Source organism: Mangrovibacterium marinum (assembly GCF_003046625.1).
GTDB lineage: Bacteria > Bacteroidota > Bacteroidia > Bacteroidales > Prolixibacteraceae > Mangrovibacterium > Mangrovibacterium marinum.
The window spans coordinates 235,515-259,939 of the sequence record NZ_QAAD01000007.1 but is presented as its reverse complement, the minus strand read 5'-3'; the positions used below and the strand labels follow the sequence as shown (position 1 = coordinate 259,939).

Genomic DNA, 24,425 nt, shown 5'->3' with positions numbered 1-24,425 from the left:
GTGGTCTGCTCAATAAAATAACTTAAACAGCCCGTCAATTCCATTTGAAAATTGACGGGCTGTTTTTTGGGCTGCGTCATCGCCGAGACGCTTACATTTGTATGCTTATAGCAATTTCATCCCGTCGATGATGTGCGACTCCGGCCGGAGTCGTATTGCTCCGAATCCCGCATTTGTGCTATAAACTTGCGATGCCTCCGGCATCGTTGCTCCGCCAGTTTGTGTGCTTTAACGGAACGAATTTCAATCTTGATACGAAATTCATCCGTACAAGATGGATCTGCAGCTGTGATTAAATAACATTCCCTTCGGGAGCTTTCTTATGGTGCCTACGAAAAAGCCCCGCATTAGCGAGGCTTCAATGATCGTACTATTCTTCGTATTTCTTTTTAACGTGTTCCAACTTCTCGTTGTACTTTTTCACCACGTACTGCACCAAATAGAGTGATATAAAAATCAGCACCGGCCAGGTGACAAATAAAAGGATTGATTTCCAATACATCGTTTTCTGTTTTTAGTATGAATGTGAATCTTCCGTAATCTCTTCGACATCAATTTTTTTGTTGTTCATGGCGCGCCAAAACCAAACAATATAGGCCAGCACGAAAGGAACAAAGAGCGACACATAGCTCATCGCCGTCAGTGTAAAGTGACTCGATGAGGCATTTTGAATGGTCAGCGACGACTGCAGATCGGCAATCGACGGGTAGAAGGCCGTGTTGTTAAAGCCACTAAGCAAAAACAACATCCACACCACCAGCACCGTACCGCCACCGGCACACCAGATACCGCCTTGAGCTGCACGGAACAAAGTTGAAAAGATGCCCCACAATACGCCAACAACTCCCACCACCAAGAGGATGGTTACTACCGGCATGGCCAACAGGTTATGCAGGTATTTGTAGCTTTCCATGCTTACAGCTCCGGTTACCGGATCAACGGCAAAGCCGTCCTTCAGCAACAGGGCAATCAGAAAATACAGGAAGAAGACCAGAAACGGAACGGCATTCACCAGCACTTGCTTTTTACTACGTTCGTAAACCTGCGCATCCTCAACCGAGTTGATAAAATACAGGGCTCCCAACACCCGCGAAAGAAAGAAGACCGCGAGGCCTAAAGCCACATTGTGGAAGGTAAGCACGGCTTCCAGTCCACGGAAAGGGGTTTCCCACTGCACATTATTCATTTCGTTCAGGCTGAACATGGCTCCATTGAAGAAAGTGCCCACAGCTGTGCCAACCAGGATTGTTCCGAAAGCCCCGTTCAACACCAGGAAAATTTCATAAGTCCTGGTGCCTAAAAAGTTCGCCGGCTTCTTCCGGTATTCGTACGACACGGCCTGAATAACGAAGAAGATCAGAATTGCCATCCACACCCAGTAGGCACCACCAAACGAAGTGGCATAAAACAAAGGAAAAGAGGCAAAAAAGGCACCCCCAAAGGTAACCAGGGTCGTAAAGGTAAACTCCCATTTACGTCCCAGCGTGTTCACCAACAGCGAACGTTCGGTTTCATTTTTACCAACTGTATAGATTAACGTTTGACCGCCTTGTACGAAAGTCAGGAAGACAAATAAAGCCCCCAGCAGGGATACAATCACCCACCAGTATTGCTGCAATGCGAGATATGATAAACTTTCAAACATTAGTTGTGTCCTCCTTCTTCTTTAATTTTCGGTCCGATTTTAATTTGACGCATCATGATCTTCACTTCGGCAATCAACAGGATGGTGAAGATGGCTGCAAACAGGAAGAATGTTACCTGCACCGCGCTGGTGCTAATCTTGGTTACAGCAGCCATGGTCGGCATCAGATCCTGAATCACCCAGGGCTGGCGGCCCACTTCGGCTACAATCCAGCCACACTGCGAGGCAATGTAAGCCATCGGGATGGTCCAGATAGCCAGCTTCAGGAACTTGCGGTGTTTCTCCAACTTCCCTTTAATGGTAAACAGGAATGAAAGGAAAAAGAAGAGAATAAAATACATCCCCAGTGCCACCATGATATGGAAGCTGTAAAACGACAGCGGCACACTCGGAATCAGCACATTGGGATCGGTGATATAACCATACCCGAAATATTTGAAATAATTTTCCTGGAAGTCTTTCGATTGAAATTCCGCTTTTATGCTCGAAGCCAGTTCGGCGTTGCCGGCGGCTTTTGCCTCCTTAAATTCTTTCAGCTTCAAGATCGCTGCTTTTCCACGCTCCATTTTCTCTTTGGCCGACAGAATGCCGTACTTTTCGTTCCCCTCAATCAGGTCGTTAATCCCCGGCACAAAGGCATTCCAATCCATATAAGCCATATACGACAGGATGTTGGGAATTTCGAGCTTTACATTAAAGTCCATCAGGTTTTCGTTGCTGTGATGGCTGTCAGTTGTCGACATGATGCCCATGGCGATCAATCCGGCCCCTTCGCTACCGTTGTACAAACCTTCGAAGGCCGCAAATTTCATGGGCTGGTTCTGTGCTACTGAACGGGCCGAGCTATCGCCGGTAAACACCACGTAGATGGACGACAGAAAGCCAAACACCGCTGCCACTAAAATACTTTTGCGAGCAAATACAATTTCGCGCTTCTTCAGAATAAACCAAGCCGAAATGCCAATAACGAAGATGGCAGCCAGCACAAAACCCGACGACGTGGTGTGCAGGAATTTATCGACCGCCATGGGTGAAAACAACACATCCCAGAAACTTTCCATCTCGTTGCGAGCTGTTTCGGGGTTGAACTTCATTCCCACCGGCATTTGCATCCAGGCATTGGCAACCAAAATCCACAAAGCCGACAGGTTAGCACCAATAGCCGTTAGCCAGGTTGCTGCAAGGTGTACTTTTTTGCTCACCTTCTTCCATCCAAAAAACATGATGGCGATAAAGGTGGATTCCATAAAGAAGGCCAGGATGCCTTCGATGGCCAGTGGCGCACCGAAAATATCGCCGACAAACCAGGAATAATTAGACCAGTTGGTTCCAAACTCAAACTCAAGAATAATTCCGGTAGCCACCCCAATGGCAAAGTTAATTCCGAACAGGGTCATCCAAAATTTGGTGATTTTCTTCCACTCCGGGTTGCCGGTTTTCACATAAATTGTCTCCATAAAGGCAATTATAAATGAAAGACCGAGCGTTAGCGGGACGAAAATCCAGTGATACATGGCCGTCAGGGCAAACTGCGCCCTCGACCAGTTTACTAAAGATAAGTCGATTGCTTCTAACATGCGATTTTTTTATTTAGTATTGGTTAAATTCTCCAGTACGTGTTCACTCCGTTGCTCATCGCTATCGAAGTTGGTCTTCAAAAAATTGGGAAAGAAAAAAAGCTTCAACACAAAAAACATCACAAAAAGCTTTAGTAGAATCACAATCCACACTTGCTTTCCCCATCCGCTCATATTCCGGAATCCATCGAAGTAAAATCGCCAAACCCGGGAAATAACATTCTTTTTAGTCATACCAATTGCTTGTTTTCCTGTTTAAACCAGAACAAAGTAATGAAACACCATTGAAATAACAATGTTGAAGACTTAAATAAAAGACAAACAAATCTGTTTATCACAAACAACCAGCAAGTTACTGGACATAAAAACCTTAAAAACGGAACACCTCCGCTAATTTTTTCTAAAAAAAATCATTTTTTATGCTATCAAACATTTGCTCTGTTTGATCAGCAACTCGCCATCGCCCGCAATTCACTCGCTACTCGTTCCCTTCCGCCACCGGGGCCTTAGAAGGTCGATATCGGGGCCTGCAACAGCATCAATCCGAAACATCCGCTGCACCTGCGCTACATTTGCGGGTTCTGCAAGCAGCTGTCACCGATGCCGGCCTGCGAAGCGGAAATCAAAATTATTCAAAAAATGACACTTTTATCGTCCTTCAGCTAAACATTCAATATGAGTTTTGGGTTTTATTTCTGAAATTAGCTGAAGTCGAATTAATTGAAAATCACAAACCTCTATGATTAACATCAAGCACCCTAAACCAACTCTGCTAATCGCATTTGCCCTGCTGCTTTTCACCAAAGTCACCCTCGCCCAAAATATCTCCTTCGAGGGAACCAACAGCGACCCCGAGATTGGCGTGATTGAACATTTGGACGAATACCTTCCCAAAGACATTTACCTGCTGAATGAAGACTCACAGCGCGTGGTACTGACTGATTTGATTGACAAGCCAACTGTGCTGAACTTTGTATACTACCGCTGTCCCGGGATTTGCAGCCCCCTAATGGAAGGCTTGGCTGAAGTAATGGACAAATCGGATTTAACAGCCGGTAAAGATTACCAGGTACTCACCATCAGCTTTGACCCCAGTGAAACGCTGGAGTTGGCCAAACGCAAGAAAACCAATTACCTGAACCTGGTGAATAAAAAAGAAGAGATTGCCAAAGGCTGGCAGTTTTTCCTTTCGGACAGTGCCAGCATAGCCAAGGCGACCAATGCTGTTGGCTTTAAGTACAAACGCCAGGGAAACGACTTTCTGCATGCTGCCTCGGTCATGGTAATCAGCCCCGATGGCAAGATAACCCGCTACCTGAATGGCCTGTACTTTTTACCTTTCGAGTTTAAAATGGCCATCATTGAGGCCAACAAAGGGCAGTCGGGACCAACCATCAACAAGGTGTTGCAGTTTTGCTATTCCTTCGATCCGGTTGGGCAAACCTACGTTCTCAATGTGACTAAAATTACCGGAACACTGATTTTGTTTATCGCTTTAATCCTGTTCCTGTACCTGATATTCAAACCGAAAAAAAAGAAATAAAACAAACCACTTTATGCAAGCAAGTTCTCACATCCCCCACGATGTCAGCTACCTCGACTACAAGGGGAAGCACAAAGGGTTGTTGGCCTGGATTCTTTCCACCGACCACAAACGGATTGCCCTGCTCTATATGTTTTCCATGATGACGCTGTTTTTGGTTGGCGTACTGTTAGGCCTGGCCATGAAACTGGAACTGATTGCTCCGGGAAAAACCATCATGGGCGCACAGGACTACAACGCGGTGTTCACCGTTCACGGGGTGATTATGATCTTTATGATCGTTGTTCCCGGGCTGCCGGCTGTATTCGGAAACTTCCTGCTACCCATCATGATTGGCGCCAAAGATGTGGCCTTTCCGAAGCTAAACCTGTTTTCGTGGTACGTGTACATTGCCGGTGCCATCCTGGTGATTATCTCGGTGCTGTTTGGCGACGGCTCGCCCGATACCGGCTGGACCTTCTACGCTCCTTACAGTTTTAAAACCGGAACGAATATGCTGCCAGCCATCTTTGGCGCTTTTGTACTGGGCTTTTCGTCAATCCTTACCGGGCTGAACTTCATTGTAACCATCCACCGCTTACGCGCACCGGGCATGAGCTGGACAAAAATGCCGCTTTTCCCATGGACCATCTACGGAACGGCCTGGATTCAGCTTTTGGCAACACCGGTAGTCGGCATCACCCTGGTGCTGGTTTCGCTGGAGCGTATTTTCGGCATCGGCGTGTTTGACCCCGCGCTGGGGGGCGACCCTATTTTGTACCAGCACCTGTTCTGGATCTACTCGCACCCGGCGGTTTACATCATGATTTTGCCGGCCATGGGAGCCATCTCGGAAGTGATACCAACCTTCTCGCAAAAACATATTTTTGGCTATAAAGCCATCGTCGCTTCAACCCTGGCCATTGCCTTTGTAGGCTACTTTGTTTGGGGACATCACATGTTCACCTCGGGCATGAGCGGAACGGCACAATACACCTTTTCGATATTGACCTTTCTGGTGGCCATACCAAGTGCCATTAAGGTTTTCAACTGGATATCGACCATGTACAAGGGATCGATCTCGCTGGAAACGCCCTTCTACTGGGCGGCCTCCTTCATTTTTGTGTTTATGATCGGTGGATTGTCGGGCCTGGTACTCGGCGCTTTGGCAACCGATGTCTATGTGCACGACACTGCTTTTGTGGTGGCTCACTTCCACTTTATCGTGTTTGGCGGTGTGGGCTTTGCCTTCTTTGCAGCCATTCACTATTGGTTTCCCAAAATGTTTGGACGCATGTACGACACCACCTGGGCCAACGTGGGGTGGATTGTCTTTTTCATCGGCTTTCTGGCCTTGTATTCGCCCATGTTTTATCTCGGTCTGCAAGGGATGCCGCGTCGTTATTACGACTATTTGGAGCAGTTTCATGCTGCCAACATCCTGTCGACCCTGGGGTCGTGGGTGATGACCTTCGGACTGGCCATTGTACTGATTAACCTGTTCCGCTCGGCCAAGTCGGGACCAATTGCCGGGGCCAACCCCTGGAACGGCAAAACCCTGGAGTGGACCGTACCATCGCCGCCGCCTGTTGAGAACTTTGAGGAAATTCCGGTTTACGGCGAAAAAGACGGACCTTACGAATATTAAAATCGATGCTTATGTCACAAGTTATTCACCACGATGAACACTACGATGCCGAAGGGTCGAAAATAGGCATGTGGCTCTTTATTTTCACCGAGCTCCTGTTGTTTGGCGGCCTTTTCATTATTTATTCGGTTTACCGGTTCAGCAATCAGGATGCTTTTCACCTGGCGGCCGAAGAGCTGAACAGGACCGTGGGAACCATCAACACCATCATCCTACTGGTGAGCAGCATGACCATTGCCATGTCGACTTCGGCGCTGCAGAAGAAACAAAAAAAGACCACGCTGGCACTGCTCGGAGTTACGCTGTTGCTGGGGCTAGTTTTCCTGGTGAACAAATATTTTGAATGGGGAACCAAGTTCGAACACGGCATTTTCCCGGGATCGCAATATATGCTGGATCACCTGAGCCAGGGCGAAATTCTGTTTTTCGGTCTTTACTTTGTGATGACCGGCCTGCATGCCTTGCACATCATTGTGGGGATGGTTGTCATTGGCTTTGCCTACGCGGGCGTTCGCTCGGGGCGGGTGAATGCCGACCGGGCAGCCCTGTTGGAAAACTCCGGCCTGTACTGGCACCTGGTCGACCTGATCTGGATCTTCCTGTTCCCCTTATTCTACCTGATTCACTAAGCTAAACCGATCGTTATGCAACACGAAAAAACACATATTGTCCCCTATCGCACCTACCTGATCATCCTGGTAGCGCTGTTGATCTTCACCCTGCTGTCGGTTAAGATTACCGCCATCGAACTGGGCGGGCTCACGGTCGCCGCGGCCTTGATTTTTGCCTCGCTGAAATCATACCTGGTGCTGACCTATTTTATGCACTTGAAGTTCGATAAGATCTACATCCGCATCATGGTTGGTTTTGTATTTGCGGTTTTTCTGGCGGTTATAATCATTACCTTTTTAGACTACTATTTCAGATAAGCACCATGTATATATTAGCAACACCACAAGCTTCCAACTTTGTATCGGGCGTCGATCGGGCCTTTCTGCTCATTTTGGGCATCTGCTTTGTTTTTCTGATCGGCTTAACGCTCACCATGATTTGGTTCATCTACCGGTACAATCGCAAACGGCATCCGCAGGCGGTACAGATTAAAGGCAGCAACACGCTGGAAATTGTATGGACGGTGATTCCGACCATTCTGGTCCTGGTGATGTTTTACTTTGGCTGGGCCGGGTGGAAACCCATGAAAACGGCTCCCGAGGATAGCTTCGAGATTGACGTGATTGCCCGTATGTGGAACTTCACCTTTGAATATGAGAACGGCAAAAAAACCGATACGCTGTTCATCCCCATGGACCGCCCGGTGAAGCTAAACCTGAAGTCGCTGGATGTGATTCACTCGGTTTACATTCCGGCCTTCCGGGTGAAAGAAGATGTGGTTCCCGGCAACGACAAGTTCATGTGGTTTATTCCTGAAAAAGAAGGCATCTACGAGTTGTTTTGCACCGAATATTGCGGCCTTCAGCACGCCTATATGTACAACTGGGTGAAAACCATGCCCCAGGACGAGTTCAACAAATGGTACACCGACACCACGGTACGCGCAGCTGCCCCGGTCGATTCGCCTGCGGCTGCCGGCAAGCGCATCATGACCAACATCGGATGTTTTGCCTGCCACACCATCGACGGGAACAAATTGGTTGGTCCAACGTTTAAGGGTCTTTACGGTCACGAGGTAGTCCTGAAGGTAGGGGGCGAAACAAAAACCGTTGTTGCCGATGAGGAATACATCATCAAGTCGATTCTGGATCCGAACTCGGAGATCGTGGAAGGCTACAACAAAGGCCTGATGCAATCGTACCAAGGCCAACTGAGTGATACCGAGATCGACCAGATTATTGAATATCTTAAAACATTGAAGTGAGTCAAACAGTCCAAACATCGTTCGTAAAAATTATACTTGAACTGGGCAAAGCACGTATTTCTTTGCCCGTTGCTTTATCGGCCCTGACCGGTTACGTGATCCATTCGGGAACAGTTGGCCTTCCGGGGCTTTATCTGTTCATTGGTGTTTTCCTGTTTTCGTGTAGCTCGGGAGCGCTGAACCACTGGCAGGAACACCGCACCGATGCGCTCATGCCACGCACCCAAAACCGGCCGATCCCATCGGGGCAAATCACCCCCGGCACCGCCTTGCTTGTTGCTCTGGGCTACGCGCTGGCCGGCAGCCTGATGCTGCTGTTGCACTTTCCACCGGTGGCCTGGCTGGCCGCTTTGGTAACCCTGATTTCGTACAACGCCCTTTACACGCCGCTGAAAAAAGTAACCGCCTTTGCCGTTGTTCCCGGCTCGCTGGTGGGTGCCCTGCCCCCTTACATTGGTTGGCTCGCCGACGGCGGCTTCGTTACCGACCCGATTATCTTTTGGGTAGCCACCTTCTTTTTCATCGGGCAGATACCACACTTCTGGCTATTGCTGTTAATGTTTGGCAAAGAATACAGCCTGGCCGGCTATCCCAGTCTGCACAACATCTTCAGCGAAAACCAAATCAAACGACTCAGCTTTACCTGGATTTTGGCCACCATCGCTTCAGCCCTGTTGATTGCCATGAAGGTGCTGATCGGAAAAACAACCTTGTTCATTCTGCTATTTTACGTCTTCTACCTGCTGTTTTCAACCACCATCGAACTGTTTTCCAAGAAGGACATTCGCGTACGCCCCACCTTCTTCAAACTAAACTTCTTATACCTGTTTATGATGATTGCCCTGATTGTTGACGGGCTTTTTCACCGCTGATGAACCTACCGGAACGTGAAACTGTTTTTGTTTTGAAATAAAGATCATTCACCATGAAAAAACCAAGCCTTATGTTCGTAGCAGGAATTTTAACCGGAATCATTGTCAGTATTGCTCTTGTTGTGGTGTTTGCGCCAAAACTGCTTTTCCGCGTAAGCGAAAGCCAGTACGATTTTGAACGAACCAAAGTCTTAATCGAAGAATCAACCGCTGCCGAAAACTGGAGCATGCCCCATCAGTACAACTTGCAAGCGACCATGGAAAAGCATGGTTTCGATGTGCAGCCGGTCACCGTGTTTTCAATTTGCAAACCCGATATTGCCGTAAGGATTCTGGATCAGGACGAAAAACGTCACATCTCGGCAATGATGCCCTGCCGCATCGCTATTTACGAAACGAAAGATGGCAAAACATACGTCTCGCGCATGAATGCCGGCCTGCTGTCCAAACTGCTGGGCAGCGATGTGAACGCCATTATGGGTGAAGCCGGCGAAGGCAGCGAAAAGATCCTCGATGCGGTTTTGAAGAAGTAGGTGCAGTTGCAGTGATCAGTCACAGTCGCAGTCGCAGTCGCAGTCACAGAAAAACACAATCTAAAAAAATAATCAAATGAAACGAAGCATCCTTTTATTCGCCCTGGCCATCGGCCTGACAACAGCTTGTACCAACAGTGCCAAACAACCTACAGCGCCAAGCCAGCAGCCGGTAGCCGAGTCCATTGAGGTGACTTATCATGTTGAAGGGATGACCTGCGACCACTGCGAGCAAAGCATCCAAAAAGGCGTGGCCGAGCTTCCGGGCATTCAGTCGGTGGAAGCCAACCACGAAGATTCGACCACCAAGGTAATTTACGATCCGTCGCAAACCGACCAAAAAGCCATTACCCAAGCCATTGAAAAACGGGGTTATACCGTCACCGGCAGACCTTAACCGGCTCTTTTACCGTTCTTCCGGCGTTACCGGATTCATCATTTAAAAGCCCAGCTCAAGGATTCGGACAGCTAACAAAAAAGCGAAGCCGCGATAAAATGCTCCCCCCGACAAGCCGGTCAGGCCCCGCTAACAAACCTCCATACGTCCATCGGGCTGCGGTTTCACGCTCATTCATTCAAGAGCTCTGCAAGCACGAATCAAACAAGGCCTGGAGCTATACTTCGTGCCACCCCACCGAACAAGAATACACTCGGCTACGTTAAAAAGAAACAGATTACATCACTAAATCAAATCAATATGAATAATGAAAGTCGAGAACCCTTTAAGCTGGAAGAAGCAAAGCAAGGTGTCGAAAGTTCAATTCGGGGCTTCAGTGAAGCGCTTGCGGCCGGAGACGCAAAAGCGGCTTCCAATTATTACACGGAAGACGCCGTATTTATGCCACATAATTCGCCAATTGTTACCGGGCGAGGCAACATTGAGGCAGCATTGGACGGATTCATCCAAGCTGGTTTTACCAAACTAAAGGTCGAATCAACCTGGGCTACGGGCTGCGGCGAATATTTGGTCGACACTGAAAAATGGACTTTGAGCAATGGTGACGTTCAACTTATCGGCAAATCGATTGTCGTTTGGAAACTGGAGGATGGCATTTGGCGGCAGTATAAGGACATGATCAATACGGATACTCCGGAACCTGTTCCGGTAGAATAAACATGCCTCAACCAATTAATCAACCTTCCCCAGGGCAAATTCAAAAATGATGATGAATACTTTCCTCGAGGTAGGGATGATTTTTGGGCACCAGGTTGGCCTTGGCCAGGTAGGTGATAACGATCAGGCTAAACAGCCCGGCGAAGCCCAGCCAGCTACCGATTTCCAGCAATCCGAATTTGGCCTCGTGCAGGGTTGCCGGCCAAATTTCGTAATACAGCTCCACATATTGCCCGATAATCAGCAGAATAATCACCGGCACCATCGCCAGTTTACTGCGTGAATTACTGCGCGGCATCAGAAACAAAAAGGGGATAAACCAGTTGAGAATGATGCTGACGTAAAACAAAATCTGAAACGGGCCGTGCCAGCGATGCACATAGTAGCTGGTTTCTTCCGGGATATTGCCGTACCAGATCAGCATAAACTGCGAAAAAGTGAAGTAGCCCCAGACGATGGACAACATGAACATATAACGGGTAAAGTCGTGCAAATGCGAGCGGTTTAGCACTTGCAGATAGCCATATTTATGCAGAATGATAACGATTAGCGTAATAACGGCAGCGCCATGCAAAAAGGCCGATATAAACATTTTGGCAGCAAAAATGGTACTGAACCAATGCACCTGAAGCGACATCAGCATATCGACCGAAAAAGCCGAAAACGAAACAGCAACAATAAAAATAAACACTTTGGAAAGATGTTCCGATTGGTAGAAATAACGCATTCCGCCCTCGCGATCCTCCTTCAGCGAGATTTTGCGCATCCATTTGGTCAATAAAATCCAAAGTCCAAAGAACAACAGGATGCGGATTCCCCAGAACGGGACATTCAAATAGGGCGATTTATGCTGAATAAGATGATCGTGCGCCAGTTCCTCGGCATGCGACCACTCGTACAGGGAGTGCACGCCAAACAAAAGCAACAGAAAAAACACCGCCGCAAAAGGCAGATAGGCTGCCATCGCCTCGGGAATGCGTTTAAAGGCGGCCGACCAGCCCGCCTGCGCAATATACTGGATGCTGATGAAAAAGGCCGCGCCAACAGCCAACGACACGAACAGGTAGTTATTCAACAGGTAGTTTGCCCAGCTGCGTTGCGGGTCGGTTACAAATCCCCAACCAAACGAAACAAGCCCAATGGCAATCAGCACATAAGTTGCCAGCTTCAGCTTTTTCGGGATAACAAATTTTTCCTCAATCATGATGTTTTGTTTTTGCTGTTCTATTGGCTTTGTAAGGTATTGCGGACATACAAAACCGCCTTCCAGCGATCGTCCGGCTTAATCATGGAGCCATGTTCGGCCATAATTCCCCAGCCCACCGATATCACATGATAAATCTCGCCATCGGGGGCGGTGCGCATCTTTTCGGACAACAGGCTGGCCGGCGGATAGGGATATTTCCGGCTGGTGTACAGCAGGCCCTGCCCATCGCCGCGGTCGCCGTGGCAGCTGGAGCAATAAATCCGGTACACCTCTTTTCCGCGAGCCCGGTTGGCGGCTGTCGCCTGCAGTGGGTTCTCCAGGCTCTCTCCTGCTTTCAGCCGGTCTTCATCCGTTTTCTGAAAGGGATAAGGCATCATCCCGCGTGCGATCGTTCCGGCCACCTTCGGCTGCATGGTTTTCCCATCGGCGAAGTTGGGATTGGCGGTATAACTCTCGTAAGCGGCCGATTGAACCATGTCGTCGGCATATTGCCAGCCGGGGTTATTGCGGTTATGGTCGCAGGAACTCAGCGTTCCGACAACGAGCAGGGTTAGCCCAATTATAATTCCGTTGTTAAGCTTCATATCATGTATTTTAGCCATGAGGTTCGTTCTGTTTAATGATCTCCGAGGCACCGTTCTCCTGCAAAATCCGTTCAAGCGCTGCCGCCTCCTCCGCACTGCCGTCGGTAAGCAACACCATGACAAACTTATCGTTGGTCGCCGCCGGATGCACAATGCGGGCCTGTTTCCCCGGAAACACTTTGGCTCGTGCCGAAAAAGTGAATAAGGTGGCCAGGGTGACAATCAGAATTGTTGCCACAATGGTGACAACGATGAAGGAGGGAAAGGTATTGAAGGGCTTGCCCCCGAAATTGAGCGGCCAGCTGACCACCGCCGCGTAATACATCCCTCCGAGCACCAGCAGGGCTCCAAACAAGCCATAAAAGAATGCCGCATGCGATATTCGGGTCTTCTTGCCCATGCCTTCCAGGATCTCGTGGATGGGATACGGCGTGTACACTTCGTCGATTTTCACGCCCCTGGCTTTCACTTTCTCAAAAGCTTTCACCAAATCAAATTCGTTATCGAATACACCTATCATAGCTTAATGATCTTCGTTTGGTTGAATTTCTTCATTGAATTTTGCAATACTCTTCACTTCCGAAACAGCGATCATCGGGATGTAGCGGAAGAACAGCAATACGCCGGCTGAAAACATGCCCAGCGTCCCGATAAAAAAGCCTATTTCGATAATGGAGGGCGAATAGCCGGCCCAGCTGGCGGGCAAGTAGTTTTTCGTCAACGAGGTGATGACGATGTTGAAGCGCTCGTACCACATTCCGATATTAATCAGGATTGAAATGATAAAGACCACCCACAAACGGCTACGCACCGACTTAAACCAGAACAACTGCGGAACCAGTGCGTTGCAGGTAAACATGGCCCAAAACTGGAAAGCATACTCGCCGGTAATCCGGTTGTGGAAGAAGGTAAACATCTCATATTCCGAGCCCGAGTACCAGGCGATAAAAATCTCGGTGAGGTAGGCTGTACCCATAATCAGGGAAATGAAAATCAGGATGCGGCACACGGCATCAACGTGCGAGTCGGTGATAAAGTCATTCATTTTATACAATTTCCGCATCAGCGTCACCAGCGTCAGCACCATGGCAAAACCCGAGAAGATGGCGCCCACCACAAAGTAGGGCGGAAAGATGGTCGTATGCCATCCCGGCTCAACCGACACAGCAAAGTCGGTGGATACGATGGAGTGCACCGACACCACCAAAACCGCAGCGATGCCGCCCAGCACAAAGCTTAACGCCTCGAAGCGCAACCACTCTTTGGAGGAACCGACCCAGCCAAAGGCAAAAAATCCGTACACGGCTTTTTTGATTTTTGATTTCGTGGTGTCGCGGATGGTCGCAAAATCGGGCACCATGCCAAAATACCAGAAGCTGGCCGAGATGAGCAGATAGGCCGAGATGGCGACAAAGTCCCAGAACAAGGGCGAGTTAAAGTTCACCCACAGCGGTCCCCGGGTGTTGGGGTACGGAAAGACGAAAAAGAACAACCACGGCCTCCCCATGTGCAACAAGGGGAACAAGCCCGCGCAAGCCACTGCCACAACCGTCATGGCCTCCGCAGCCCGGTTAATGGCCGTCCGCCACTTTTGCCGTAAAATCAGTAGGAAGATGGAAAAGGCTGTTCCGGCATGACCGATACCGATCCACCAAACAAAGTTGATGATGGCCCATCCCCAGCCAACAGTATTATTCACCCCCCAGGTTCCGATGCCCTGGCTCAGGGTAATGTATTTGCAGTAGAGTCCCCAACCGAACATGGCCAAGCTAACGGTCATGGCAACATACCACCATTTGGGTGTTTTGGCATCAATGGGCGCCAGAATATCGGTCGATATTTGCGCCAGCGACTTATCGCCTTCAATAAGCTTTCCTCGAATGGATGTTTTATACATAGGCTTGGGTTTGTTTCGATTTCATTATGCTTTGTTTCTGATCTTGGTTAAATAACCAACCGACGGCAGGGTGTGCAATTCTTCCAGCAGGTGATAGTTGCGCTCGTTCCTGAAGAGCTTGCTAACCCTGCTTTGTGGATTATTCAGATCGCCAAAAACGATGGCATCGCCCGGGCAGGATTGCTGACAGGCAGTCTTGATCTCGCCGTCGTGAAGCATTCTGCCGGCCACTTTGGCTTCCTGCTTCTTCTCCTGAATGCGCTGCACGCACATCGAGCATTTCTCCACCACCCCGCGCGAGCGAACCGTTACATCCGGATTCAGCACCATTCGGCCTAAATCGTTATTGGCATTATAGTCGAACCGATCGTTATTCACATACTGGAACCAATTGAAACGGCGCACGCGGTAAGGACAATTGTTAATACAATATTTCGTGCCGACACAACGGTTGTAGGCCATCTGGTTTAAGCCTTCGGCACTATGAGGTGTTGCCGCTACAGGGCAAACATTTTCACAAGGCGCATTATCGCAATGCTGGCACATAACCGGCTGATGCGACACCTCCGGGTTGGCCGGATCGCCCGAGAAATACCGATCAATACGAATCCAGTGCATGATGCGTCGGTTACGCACCTGTTCTTTGCCAATCACCTGAACATTATTCTCCGCCTGGCAGGAGATGGCGCAGTTCCCGCATCCGGTACACGAGTTTAAATCGATGGCCATTCCCCAATGATGCCCGTTAAAGTCCATTTCTTCGTACAAGGTGACACTGTGCTTGAGATGCTCCTGGCGAATTTCATTTCCGGCATTGGCCTTCAACAAGTACTCGTCCAGATTGGCTTCCCGCACAATTGGCCGCCCTTCCATGCTGTGGTGAGTTTGCGAAAGCGCCAGCTCATAAATCGCATCGGGAACAACTTCAATTGTTGCCTTTTCAAGGTAGAACTGACGTCCGCCATTCGCTTCGCCAACCCAGGGATAAAGATTCTTTCCAACTCCATCGCCGACCTTCCCGGCATGCGAACGGCCATAGCCCAATGCAACGGCAATGGTATCCGGGGCTTGTCCGGGTTGAATGAAAACCGGCAATTCCATCCCGTTTACCTTAATCACACTTTCATTTTGAAGACCATTTTCTTCAGCATAGTCCACCGGTACCGATGCATAATTGTCCCAGCTTATTTTTGCTACCGGATCGGGCAACTCCTGCAGCCAGGGATTATTGGCATACTTCCCGTTACCCAGCGCAATGCTCTCATAGAGCACCACTTCCAAACCACTTTTAGTGTTGGTAAGTTTCCCAGCCGCTTCAGCCAACCAAGCATCGTTATAGGTAAGCGATGCAGACCGGGGATCTTCCCAGGCGCCCTTTTGCAGGCTGTAATTCCAGAAAAGACGGAAATCGCTGTATGTTGATTGTTTCGGGTAGTGCTCCTGTTCCCAAACCGACTTGATGAAATCGCCGTACGACTGCGGGCTTCCGCACCAGGCGAGCAGACTTTCCTGAACGTTTCGGGAATCGAACAAACGAGATATCGTTGGCTGTGCCATCCTGTACTGTCCGGCTTTAGGCTCCAGATCGTTCCAGGACTCCAGATAATTGGGTTCGGGTAAAATATACTGACAAACTTGAGCTGTTTCATCCTTGCGCTCGGCAAACGAAACCGACAGTTTGAGCTTTTGAATGGCTTGAGCCAGCTCCGCTCCGTTCGCCTGGTCGTAAACCGGATTGACGCCCCAAACAAGCAGCGCATCCACTTTCCCTGCAAGCAAGTCTTTATTGAGTTGTTCCATTTCAGAATCCAATCCTTGCTTAGTCAGCAAGGCTGAGTCCCACAAAATGGTTTCGCCATAGTTCCCAAGAAGTTGGTTGATCCCATTGATCAGCAGTTGCACATTTTCATCGTTGCTTGCCGAAATAACAATGCCTTTTCCACGGGCTGCCAACAGCTCGTCGGCCAATGCTGAAACGTCGACTGCTGTTTGTGGTCCAGAAAACTGCTCGCCTCCCCTGCCGGCCGCAATGGCATTGTACAAAGCCAGCACAATGCCTGCCTCTTCGGATGGTTTCACCGGGAAACGCACATCAGCATTCGTACCTGTCAGGGAAAGCTGTGATTCGAGCTGATAATGCCGCAACATCTCACGCTGTCCATCATCCAGTTTGCGGGCAGCCGTATAGCCTTTGGTATATTCAACCGGCGACAGCCAGGTTCCCAGAAAGTCGGCCGCGAAGCTAACCACCACCCTGGCCTTTTCGAACCGATAGTCGGGAATGGCGCGTTGGCCGAAACTTTTTTGATTGGCTACAAGTATGCCGGATGCCGAAACTGCATCATACTGAATCCACTCAGCTCCGGGATAGCTGTCCAAAAACTGCTGAATAATTTTCTTTGATGAAGGAGAAATAACCGTTTGCGAAAGCAATACAGTTCGACCGGCGCGAGCTGCTATTTCTTTTAAGATCTTTGTAACTTCAGCATCCACATCACTCCAGCTGATGGTCGTAGCCGCTTGTTGTGGCCCCTGATAGCGGGCACCATCATACAAATTCAGAATCGACGCCTGAACACGGGCACTGGTTCCGCTTTGGGAAATCGGACAAAGTTCATTGCCTTCAATCTTAATTGGACGCCCATCGCGAACTTTCACAACAACGCTGCAATAATCGCCGGCATCGTAGTAGGCCGAAGCATAATAATTGGCCTTTCCGGGGGTGATCTCCTCGGGCTTAACAAGGTAGGGTATTGCCTTCTCAACCGGCCTTTTGCAACTGGCAACCAATGAAGTCGCAGCCAGACTAAAGCCCAGTGTTTTCAGAAAGTCGCGCCGTGAGTTTGCGGTGCTGCTCCCTTTGGTTTTATGCAGCAAGCTCTTTTGTTTGGCTTCCTCGCGGGCCTCCTGAATTCGTAATGCCTTCGGATCTTCCAGTTCTTTGAGACTTCTCCAGTAGCTTTTCATGCAACAGGTTTTTAGTTTATTGAGTTATCAGTTTCGATTTTCACGCTCGGATGCTAATAATGGCATCGCATACAATCGTTTGCGCCAATATCCTGCGCTTTGACGGCTTGCAAATCGCCCTTATCCAGTTGATCGTGCAAGTTTTTAAAGGTCTGGTAATAGCCGTTTTCCTGAAACTTCACATCCGTTTCGCGATGACAGTTCACACACCAGCCCATCGACAGGTCGGCATGCTGCCTCATCAGATCCATCTCTTCAACCGGCCCGTGACAGGTCTGACAGTCCAACTTCGCCGATCCAACATGAATGGCATGACTGAAGAAAACATGATCGGGCAAATTATGCAGCCGGATCCATTCAACGGGTTTCTTGTTGTCGACGGCATCCACGATCTTGGCAATCTCGAATTTCCCGGACTGTGACCCTTCGCGAACAATCACGTGACAATTCATACACAGGTTCATGGCCGGAATCCCTGCCGACTTACTGTCCTCGGCCGTATGATGGCAATACTTACAGTCAATTCCATTATCACCGGCATGTATTTTATGGGAAAACTTAATGGGTTGATCCGGCGCATAACCCTGCGAGCGTCCCAGCTTAATGGCTTCTTCATTGATTACCTTTCCCTGATAGCCCAACGAGGCCAACAAAACAATCAGCGGGATAATGCGGTATTTGATTTTCCGGAAAAAGATCAGTTCCAGCAGTGCCCAGGTGATTAACATTCCGAAAAAGAGAAAGATCAGCAACTGATTGATACTGGGCTTTACCGGCTGTGGGCCGACCATTGCCATATTGTCGAGATAAGCCTTCACGGCTTTTAAGTCCTCTTCTTCGAGTGCAATACCAGCATGTTTTTGGGAGAGCATTGCCCCAACAGGCTGCTCGATGGAAGCCTTGAACGACTCAAAATCGCGCCCTGCATATTTGATGGCAATAGCCATGGCCGATGGATTCCAATTCAGCGAATCGGAGGACAATATGTTGTGGCAGGACACACACGACTCGCCTTTAAAGTTGAAAGGTAACAGCCCCTTGAAAAATCGCTCACCGCGCCGAATATCCTCCAACGAATGACCATCGACCACGGAAGACTCTCCGCTTGCTGAGACTCGCGCCGCATTACTGCAAATAAACAAGAAGATAAATAGCGAAGCTAAAAGATACAATCTGCACTTCGGATTGACAAGGGTTGGTCGTTTCATGCGTTTAGCTTTAGTTATATCCTTTGTTATCTGACAGATAACCAGATTAAAAACTAAAACAAACAATCTTGGAAGAAGGTTTTTTCAGGCGATTAAAAAATGTGTGATTTCAAGCATAAAAATATATTTGAGGAGAAAGCACACACCCAAATACAGAGCGTAAACCCTACACTTCAACACGTTAACACAAATAACCCCATCAATTCAATTCATTAAAATCTATACCTTATAATACTTCATAGAAAAAAACAATAACATCAGAGGCTTTTGGTAAGCTTTTTCACCAACTTCATCTCGTTAAAAAACTCCTTGGCGGCCACGCGTAAAATGGTATAAACCGGTATGGCCAAAATCATTCCGACAATACCGGCAAAACCACCTGCGGCCATGATAACCAGAAAAATTTCTAATGGATGTGCTTTAACGCTGCTGGAATAGATCAGGGGTTGAAACAAAATATTATCGATGATCTGTACCGATGCAAAAACAAGCACCATCAAGCCCAGTAATGGTAAGGTGTGTGAAGAAAAATCGGCGTGAATATTGACTGTCAAGCCGATTAACAGCCCAACAGCAGCGCCCATCCACGGTCCGAGGTAGGGAATAACATTAAACAAACCGCAAAAAATGCCAATTACTACGGCATGACTAAAGCCCAGTCCGGTAATTGTCAGCCCAATAGTCACAAACAGCCCCACGAGAACAACTTCAGCGATGAGCCCCAGAAAATAACGCCGAAGCAACAGATGGATCGAATGCATCATGCGGGCAACACGTTCTTCCCAACCTGTAGGTGTCAAAATCAGAATAACATCCTTAAACAGCGTTTCTTCTTTCAAAAAGAAAAAGCTGATAAAAGAAACGGAGAATGCGCCCAGCAAAAGGCTTCCAAAGGCTCCGGCCACTGTTCCCAGCAAATTGGAAACATGCTCGATCCCAAGTCCATCCTTAAATTGATTTTGAAAGACTTCCATAAACAGCTGCTTGCCCGAATCGACAGGCTCGTGCCCGATAAAGCTCATAAAACGCACCAAGGGCTCATCGACGATGGCAAAAACAGAATCCGGATTAACACTCGATAATTCTTCAAATTCACTAATTAACAAAGGAATAAAAAACCGTACGGCGCCAACAACGACCACCCAAAAACTAAGCAGAGTAATAAAGGCGCTGCCCCCTTGCCCCAGACTAAAGTTTTTCACCCGAAGCCTGCAAAGACCGCGCACCAACGGGCGACCGATTAGCGATATAATTACCGATACCGCAATATAGCTGACCAGGCCTCGAAAGTACCACATCAGAAACAAAACACAGATGGCTCCCAAGCTTATCAACCAGCCCCTGTACTTATTGCCAAGTTCAATCATTTCATTTAATTTTTTATCGATCTGCACGATCCCGAAAGCTACGAAAGTAACTGATTTCTACTAATCAATATCAAATAAAAGAAGATTTTTCCGAATATCCTCAAACAACAGCATGATTGCCAGTCCTGCTTTTTTTGATTCCAACTGTTGCTCATAGCGCCCAACAATCAACATTTTTTGATAAATTTGCTTATTGGGGAGGGTAAGATTCAGAGCATGGACCAGAAACTAACGATACTGATTGTTGATTCCGAACAAGATGACCGGGATATCCTGCGAAATTTTTTGCTTGAAGTACCGATTGTTGGACGAGTTGAGGAAGCATCGACCACCGAAGAGGCGCTATTTAAATTCATTGCAACCAATCCGGATATTGTCCTTTTGGACAATCTGATGCCTGGGCGCGATGGTACTGAACTGATTCAGCTATTCAAAGGGAAAGCCCCCAATTGTCTGACAATCATCACCAGTTCGCGCAAAGATTCCGCAATTATTGCTATTCAAAACGGCATTTACGACTTCATTCTAAAACCGGCGGATCTATGCCATCTGCAGGAAAGAATCGAACTATTTCATAAACAGCAGCAAGCCAGTATCGACAAAAAAATTCAACAAGCACTAAGCTCGCTTGAACAAAATCCGAAACTTCGAATCTCGACCACCAACAATCATATCTTAATCAACCCCGACGACATTGTTTATATTGAAGCCGATGGAGCTTACTCGACCATGTATTTACAAAATGGCTCCAAAGAAGTTGCCAATACTTATCTGGGGAAACTGGAAAAAATCCTTTCCAAAGAGCAGTTTTTCCGTCTCAGTCGCTCAACAATAATCAACCTTCACAAACTGTCGCAGGTAAATAGAGTAGCCAATACCTGCACCGTCGTTGGCACCAACTTCGAGGTCTCCCTCAGCGGGTCGAGAAGACAGATTAAGATATTGTGTGAAATGGATCTAAACTGATTATGAGCGAAAAACAGATTACTGCGATTATTATTGATGACAATGAGGATGCCATTGCTTTATTGCAAATTTATCTTCAGGCCTTCCATGAAATTAAGCTTCTGGGGACTTCCCTCAGCCCGCGAAAAGGGCTTAAGATGATTAAAAAACTGGCGCCCGACATGGTCTTTCTGGACATTGACATGCCCGACATGAACGGACTGGAACTGGGCCAAATTGTACTTGAAAGCGATATTAAAACAGAAATCGTTTTCACAACAGCCCACAGTCAATATGCCTTTCCGGCCCTGACCATTAAACCACTCGATTACCTGGTAAAACCGTTTAGCCCGGCTGATTTGATCACTGTTATTAATCGCTTTAAGCAAAAACAAAAAACAGAGGAGTTTGAGCGAAAAATGGATTTGTTGATCCGCACAAAACAACTTACGCCCAAAATAAAACTCTCCAACAGAAATGGTTTCCTCCTGGTTAATCCCGATGATGTGATGCTGATCCGGGCCGAAGGCAACTACTGCCGGATATTTCTGAAAAACGGCAAAGATGAAGAAGTAACACAAGCGTTCTTCATTGTGGCAGACCTGCTCAATTCACCCAATATTGTCAAAGCCAACCGGTCGGCTTTCCTGAACATTCAATACATCACACGCATTGAAAAAAAGCGGAAAGTTGTTTGCCTCACTCACCAAAAATTTTCGATTGAAGAGCCGATGAACCGATCGGCCCTCTCGTACTTTGAAAAACTAAACTGCTTCCCGATCAGTTAATGGCGCAATAGTTACATTCGAAACAACAATCAACACGAGGCAAGTTTGCCAATTTCAATCTTATCAAATCGTCCCCTTGCTCACGATAAGCGAGCCGAAAAAGTTCCCGGGTCCCCTAAAAAGAGTCAGTCCGATTCCCCAGGGAACCAGACTGACTTTCTATTCTTTGTATGCGATTGTTATTTTTTCAGCAGCACATAGTCCAGCACTTCACCGATGCTTGCAACAAATTTAAACTTAAGTCCTTTCAGATAAATATCCTTAATTTCCTCAACGTCCTTCCGGTTTTCAACCGACATGATGACCTCCTTGATACCAGCCCGTTTTGCGGCCAGTATTTTTTCCTTAATACCGCCAACGGGTAAAACCTTACCGCGTAAAGTCATTTCACCGGTCATAGCAATATTCTTGCGCACTTTGCGCTTGGTTATAATCGATGCAAGTGAGGTTACCATCGTAATACCGGCCGACGGACCATCCTTCGGAATTGCGCCTTCGGGAACATGAATATGCCAATTATGCGATTCAAAAACCTCGTAGTCGATCCCTAAATCCTCGCTATGCGATTTTAAATATTCTAAAGCCAGCATGGCCGACTCCTTCATCACTTCGCCCAGATTTCCGGTCAAGGTTAAGCCACCTTTCCCTTTGCTCTGGCTCGATTCAACAAACAAAATTTCTCCTCCGTGGGCTGTCCAGGCTAAACCGGTTACAACTCCCGGAAATTCGTTGCCCTGATAGCTCTCGCGACTATACTCGGGTGCTCCCAAGTACTCGCGGATATCCTCTGCCGTAAGGTTGACATTATACGGTTCTTCGAAAGCAACTTTCCGCGCTACTCGCCGGATAACCTTGGCAATTTTCTTGTCCAGCTCGCGAACTCCCGACTCTCGGGTATAGCGGTCGACGATCAGCTCAATTACATCGCGTGAAAACTTCAACTGACTAGCCTTAAGACCGTGATTTTCCTTTTGCTTCGGAATCAGGTGTCGCTTGGCAATTTCTATTTTTTCCTCCAGGATATAACCGCTCACATCAATCAACTCGAGCCGATCGCGCAAAGGAGCAGCAATGGTGCCCAAAGTATTGGCTGTTGCAATAAACATCACCTTCGAGAGGTCGTAGTCCAGATCGATGTAGTTGTCGTGAAACTCGCTATTTTGTTCCGGATCCAACACTTCCAGCAATGCTGAGGCAGGATCGCCGTGAAAATCGCTCGACACTTTATCCAGCTCATCCAAGATAAACACCGGGTTGGATGATTTTGCCTTTTTTATATTTTGAAGAATACGGCCAGGCATAGCACCGATATAGGTTTTGCGGTGTCCGCGGATTTCCGACTCATCATGCAAGCCACCCAGGCTCATGCGCGCATATTTTCGCCCCAATGCTTTCGCTATCGACTTGCCCAAGGATGTTTTACCCACCCCCGGAGGGCCGTACAAGCACAGGATCGGTGCTTTCATATCCTTTTTCAGCTTCAACACCGCAAGATGTTCCAAAATTCGTTCCTTCACTTTATCAAGCCCGTAGTGCACTTCATCGAGCACCTGCTCGGCATGTTTAAGGTCAAAATTATCTTCGGTATATTCATTCCAGGGCAACTCCAACAAGGTCTGACAATAAGTATACTGAACCGAATATTCTCCGGCCGCCGGATTCAGGCGCGACAACTTATTCACCTCTTTATCGAAGAACTCAGCCATCTCGGCAGACCATTTCTTTTCTTTAGCAGCTTCTTTCAGATCGGCAATTTCCTGCTCAATCGGGTTACCGCCCAACTCATTCTGAATGGTTTTGATTTGCTGATTCAACAGGTATTCGCGTTGTTGCTGATCCAGATCCAGTTTCACCTTCGACTGGATATCGCGCTTCAGTTCCAACATCTGCACCTCTTTCACCAGGTACGAAATGGCCTGTATGCCTCGCTCCCTTAAATCGGCCAGCTCAAGCAAACTTTGCTTTTCCTCAACTTTCAGATCGGTGTTCGAACAAATAAAATTGATCAAAAAGGTGGAATTCTCGATATTTTTCACCGCGAAACTTGCCTCGGGCGGAACATTGGACGAATACTGCGCAATTTTAACCGACAAATCTTTCAACGACCCAACAATTGCCTGAAATTCATCATTATCGGCATCAGTTGTAATTTCATCCAACAGATTTACTTTGGCCTTAAAGTACGGAAATTCCTCGAGGTACTCGACCACTTCAAAACGACGTTTTCCCTGAATAATCACGGAAGTAGAGCCATCGGGCATTTCCAGGATTTTCAGAATCTGAGCGACCGTTCCTACGGTATACAAATCCTTTTGTTCCGGGTCTTCAACGGCCCCCTCTATTTGAGTCACTGTCCCCAACAATTTATCGGTTCGAAAAACCTCCTGAATGAGCTTTAACGATTTTTGTCGTCCTACGGTGATGGGAATAACCACCCCGGGAAACAACACCGTATTCCGAAGCGGTAATATTGGCAGGATATCGGGTGCCTGAAAATTGGTTAATTCCCCTTCATCGCCATCTGCCATGATCGGAATAAGCTCGCTTTCTTCATCTCCAATACCACTAAATATCATCGTTTTTGCCACTTGTTCTTTTTTATTTGCCATGATTCTAAATTGAAAAAAATGAACTGACAACATGACGTTGTCAGGCCGATATTTCATCGCTTCCTT

At 47.8% G+C, this 24,425-nt stretch carries 23 protein-coding genes; 11 read left to right on the top strand and 12 right to left on the bottom strand.

Annotated elements, in window-relative coordinates; translation table 11 throughout:
• Nucleotides 1-370 precede the first annotated feature (370 nt).
• Genes C8N47_RS18980 through C8N47_RS09160 form a run of 4 tightly spaced genes read right to left on the bottom strand, consistent with a single transcriptional unit; the run spans nt 371 to nt 3,456 of the window.
• Nucleotides 371-502: a hypothetical protein gene (locus tag C8N47_RS18980; protein WP_281257118.1), complete on the bottom strand. Its 132-nt coding sequence runs from the start codon at nt 500-502 to the stop codon at nt 371-373.
• 12 nt (nt 503-514) lie between these two features.
• On the bottom strand, nt 515-1,645 hold the full coding sequence (cydB, locus tag C8N47_RS09170) for a cytochrome d ubiquinol oxidase subunit II (protein ID WP_107822243.1): 1,131 nt from the start codon (nt 1,643-1,645) through the stop codon (nt 515-517).
• Entirely contained in the window at nt 1,645-3,222 is a 1,578-nt protein-coding gene (locus C8N47_RS09165) for a cytochrome ubiquinol oxidase subunit I (RefSeq protein ID WP_107822242.1), read from the bottom strand. Before C8N47_RS09165 ends, cydB begins: the two co-directional genes overlap by 1 nt.
• Nucleotides 3,223-3,231: 9 nt before the next feature.
• Nucleotides 3,232-3,456 (bottom strand): DUF4492 domain-containing protein, encoded by a 225-nt coding sequence (locus C8N47_RS09160; RefSeq protein WP_107822241.1) that lies wholly within the window; start codon nt 3,454-3,456, stop codon nt 3,232-3,234.
• A gap of 505 nt (nt 3,457-3,961) precedes the next feature.
• Between C8N47_RS09160 and C8N47_RS09155 the strand changes: the two genes are divergently transcribed.
• From C8N47_RS09155 to C8N47_RS09115, 9 genes are all read left to right on the top strand, one after another.
• Complete coding sequence (locus C8N47_RS09155) at nt 3,962-4,765, top strand: SCO family protein (protein WP_107822240.1); 804 nt, start codon at nt 3,962-3,964, stop codon at nt 4,763-4,765.
• Between the two features lie 13 nt (nt 4,766-4,778).
• On the top strand, nt 4,779-6,392 hold the full coding sequence (locus tag C8N47_RS09150; protein ID WP_107822239.1) for a cytochrome c oxidase subunit I: 1,614 nt from the start codon (nt 4,779-4,781) through the stop codon (nt 6,390-6,392).
• An 11-nt stretch (nt 6,393-6,403) separates the two neighbouring features.
• The gene (locus C8N47_RS09145) at nt 6,404-7,021 is read left to right on the top strand and encodes a cytochrome c oxidase subunit 3 family protein (RefSeq protein WP_170111349.1); all 618 of its coding nucleotides are present in this window, start codon (nt 6,404-6,406) and stop codon (nt 7,019-7,021) included.
• 15 nt (nt 7,022-7,036) lie between these two features.
• Nucleotides 7,037-7,321 (top strand): cytochrome C oxidase subunit IV family protein, encoded by a 285-nt coding sequence (locus tag C8N47_RS09140; RefSeq protein WP_107822237.1) that lies wholly within the window; start codon nt 7,037-7,039, stop codon nt 7,319-7,321.
• Nucleotides 7,322-7,326: 5 nt separating this feature from the next.
• Nucleotides 7,327-8,268, top strand: coding sequence for a cytochrome c oxidase subunit II (coxB, locus tag C8N47_RS09135; RefSeq protein ID WP_107822236.1), 942 nt, complete (start codon nt 7,327-7,329; stop codon nt 8,266-8,268).
• Nucleotides 8,265-9,140 carry a protoheme IX farnesyltransferase gene (locus C8N47_RS09130; RefSeq protein ID WP_170111348.1) on the top strand — a complete coding sequence of 292 codons (876 nt, stop codon included), beginning with the start codon at nt 8,265-8,267 and terminating at the stop codon, nt 9,138-9,140. Before coxB ends, C8N47_RS09130 begins: the two co-directional genes overlap by 4 nt.
• A gap of 71 nt (nt 9,141-9,211) precedes the next feature.
• Nucleotides 9,212-9,673 (top strand): DUF302 domain-containing protein, encoded by a 462-nt coding sequence (locus tag C8N47_RS09125; protein WP_170111347.1) that lies wholly within the window; start codon nt 9,212-9,214, stop codon nt 9,671-9,673.
• Between the two features lie 76 nt (nt 9,674-9,749).
• A complete protein-coding gene (locus C8N47_RS09120; protein ID WP_107822233.1) occupies nt 9,750-10,070 on the top strand; it encodes a cation transporter in 321 nt (106 codons plus the stop codon).
• Nucleotides 10,071-10,370: 300 nt separating this feature from the next.
• Nucleotides 10,371-10,787, top strand: a complete 417-nt coding sequence (locus C8N47_RS09115; RefSeq protein WP_107822232.1) for a YybH family protein — start codon at nt 10,371-10,373, stop codon at nt 10,785-10,787.
• Between the two features lie 40 nt (nt 10,788-10,827).
• On the opposite strand, the gene C8N47_RS09110 is transcribed toward C8N47_RS09115, so the two are convergent.
• The 7 genes from C8N47_RS09110 to C8N47_RS09080 all read right to left on the bottom strand — a co-directional run bounded on the left by C8N47_RS09110 (nt 10,828) and on the right by C8N47_RS09080 (nt 20,017).
• Nucleotides 10,828-11,991 carry a quinol:cytochrome C oxidoreductase gene (locus tag C8N47_RS09110; RefSeq protein ID WP_107822231.1) on the bottom strand — a complete coding sequence of 388 codons (1,164 nt, stop codon included), beginning with the start codon at nt 11,989-11,991 and terminating at the stop codon, nt 10,828-10,830.
• A 20-nt stretch (nt 11,992-12,011) separates the two neighbouring features.
• Entirely contained in the window at nt 12,012-12,578 is a 567-nt protein-coding gene (locus C8N47_RS09105; RefSeq protein WP_170111346.1) for a c-type cytochrome, read from the bottom strand.
• A 10-nt stretch (nt 12,579-12,588) separates the two neighbouring features.
• Nucleotides 12,589-13,098, bottom strand: coding sequence for a DUF3341 domain-containing protein (locus tag C8N47_RS09100; RefSeq protein ID WP_107822229.1), 510 nt, complete (start codon nt 13,096-13,098; stop codon nt 12,589-12,591).
• A gap of 3 nt (nt 13,099-13,101) precedes the next feature.
• Entirely contained in the window at nt 13,102-14,475 is a 1,374-nt protein-coding gene (gene nrfD / locus C8N47_RS09095) for an NrfD/PsrC family molybdoenzyme membrane anchor subunit (protein ID WP_107822228.1), read from the bottom strand.
• Nucleotides 14,476-14,499: 24 nt separating this feature from the next.
• The gene (locus tag C8N47_RS09090; RefSeq protein ID WP_107822227.1) at nt 14,500-17,442 is read right to left on the bottom strand and encodes a TAT-variant-translocated molybdopterin oxidoreductase; all 2,943 of its coding nucleotides are present in this window, start codon (nt 17,440-17,442) and stop codon (nt 14,500-14,502) included.
• Nucleotides 17,443-17,495: 53 nt separating this feature from the next.
• Nucleotides 17,496-18,650 (bottom strand): cytochrome c3 family protein, encoded by a 1,155-nt coding sequence (locus C8N47_RS09085; protein WP_146161485.1) that lies wholly within the window; start codon nt 18,648-18,650, stop codon nt 17,496-17,498.
• A 257-nt stretch (nt 18,651-18,907) separates the two neighbouring features.
• Nucleotides 18,908-20,017 (bottom strand): AI-2E family transporter, encoded by a 1,110-nt coding sequence (locus C8N47_RS09080; protein WP_146161484.1) that lies wholly within the window; start codon nt 20,015-20,017, stop codon nt 18,908-18,910.
• 216 nt (nt 20,018-20,233) lie between these two features.
• On the opposite strand from C8N47_RS09080, the gene C8N47_RS09075 reads away from it, so the two are divergent.
• A complete protein-coding gene (locus C8N47_RS09075; RefSeq protein ID WP_107822224.1) occupies nt 20,234-20,983 on the top strand; it encodes a LytR/AlgR family response regulator transcription factor in 750 nt (249 codons plus the stop codon).
• Nucleotides 20,984-20,985: 2 nt separating this feature from the next.
• Nucleotides 20,986-21,750, top strand: coding sequence for a LytR/AlgR family response regulator transcription factor (locus C8N47_RS09070; RefSeq protein WP_107822223.1), 765 nt, complete (start codon nt 20,986-20,988; stop codon nt 21,748-21,750).
• Nucleotides 21,751-21,929: 179 nt separating this feature from the next.
• On the opposite strand, the gene lon is transcribed toward C8N47_RS09070, so the two are convergent.
• Nucleotides 21,930-24,359 carry an endopeptidase La gene (gene lon, locus C8N47_RS09065; protein WP_245915694.1) on the bottom strand — a complete coding sequence of 810 codons (2,430 nt, stop codon included), beginning with the start codon at nt 24,357-24,359 and terminating at the stop codon, nt 21,930-21,932.
• Nucleotides 24,360-24,425: the final 66 nt, after the last annotated feature.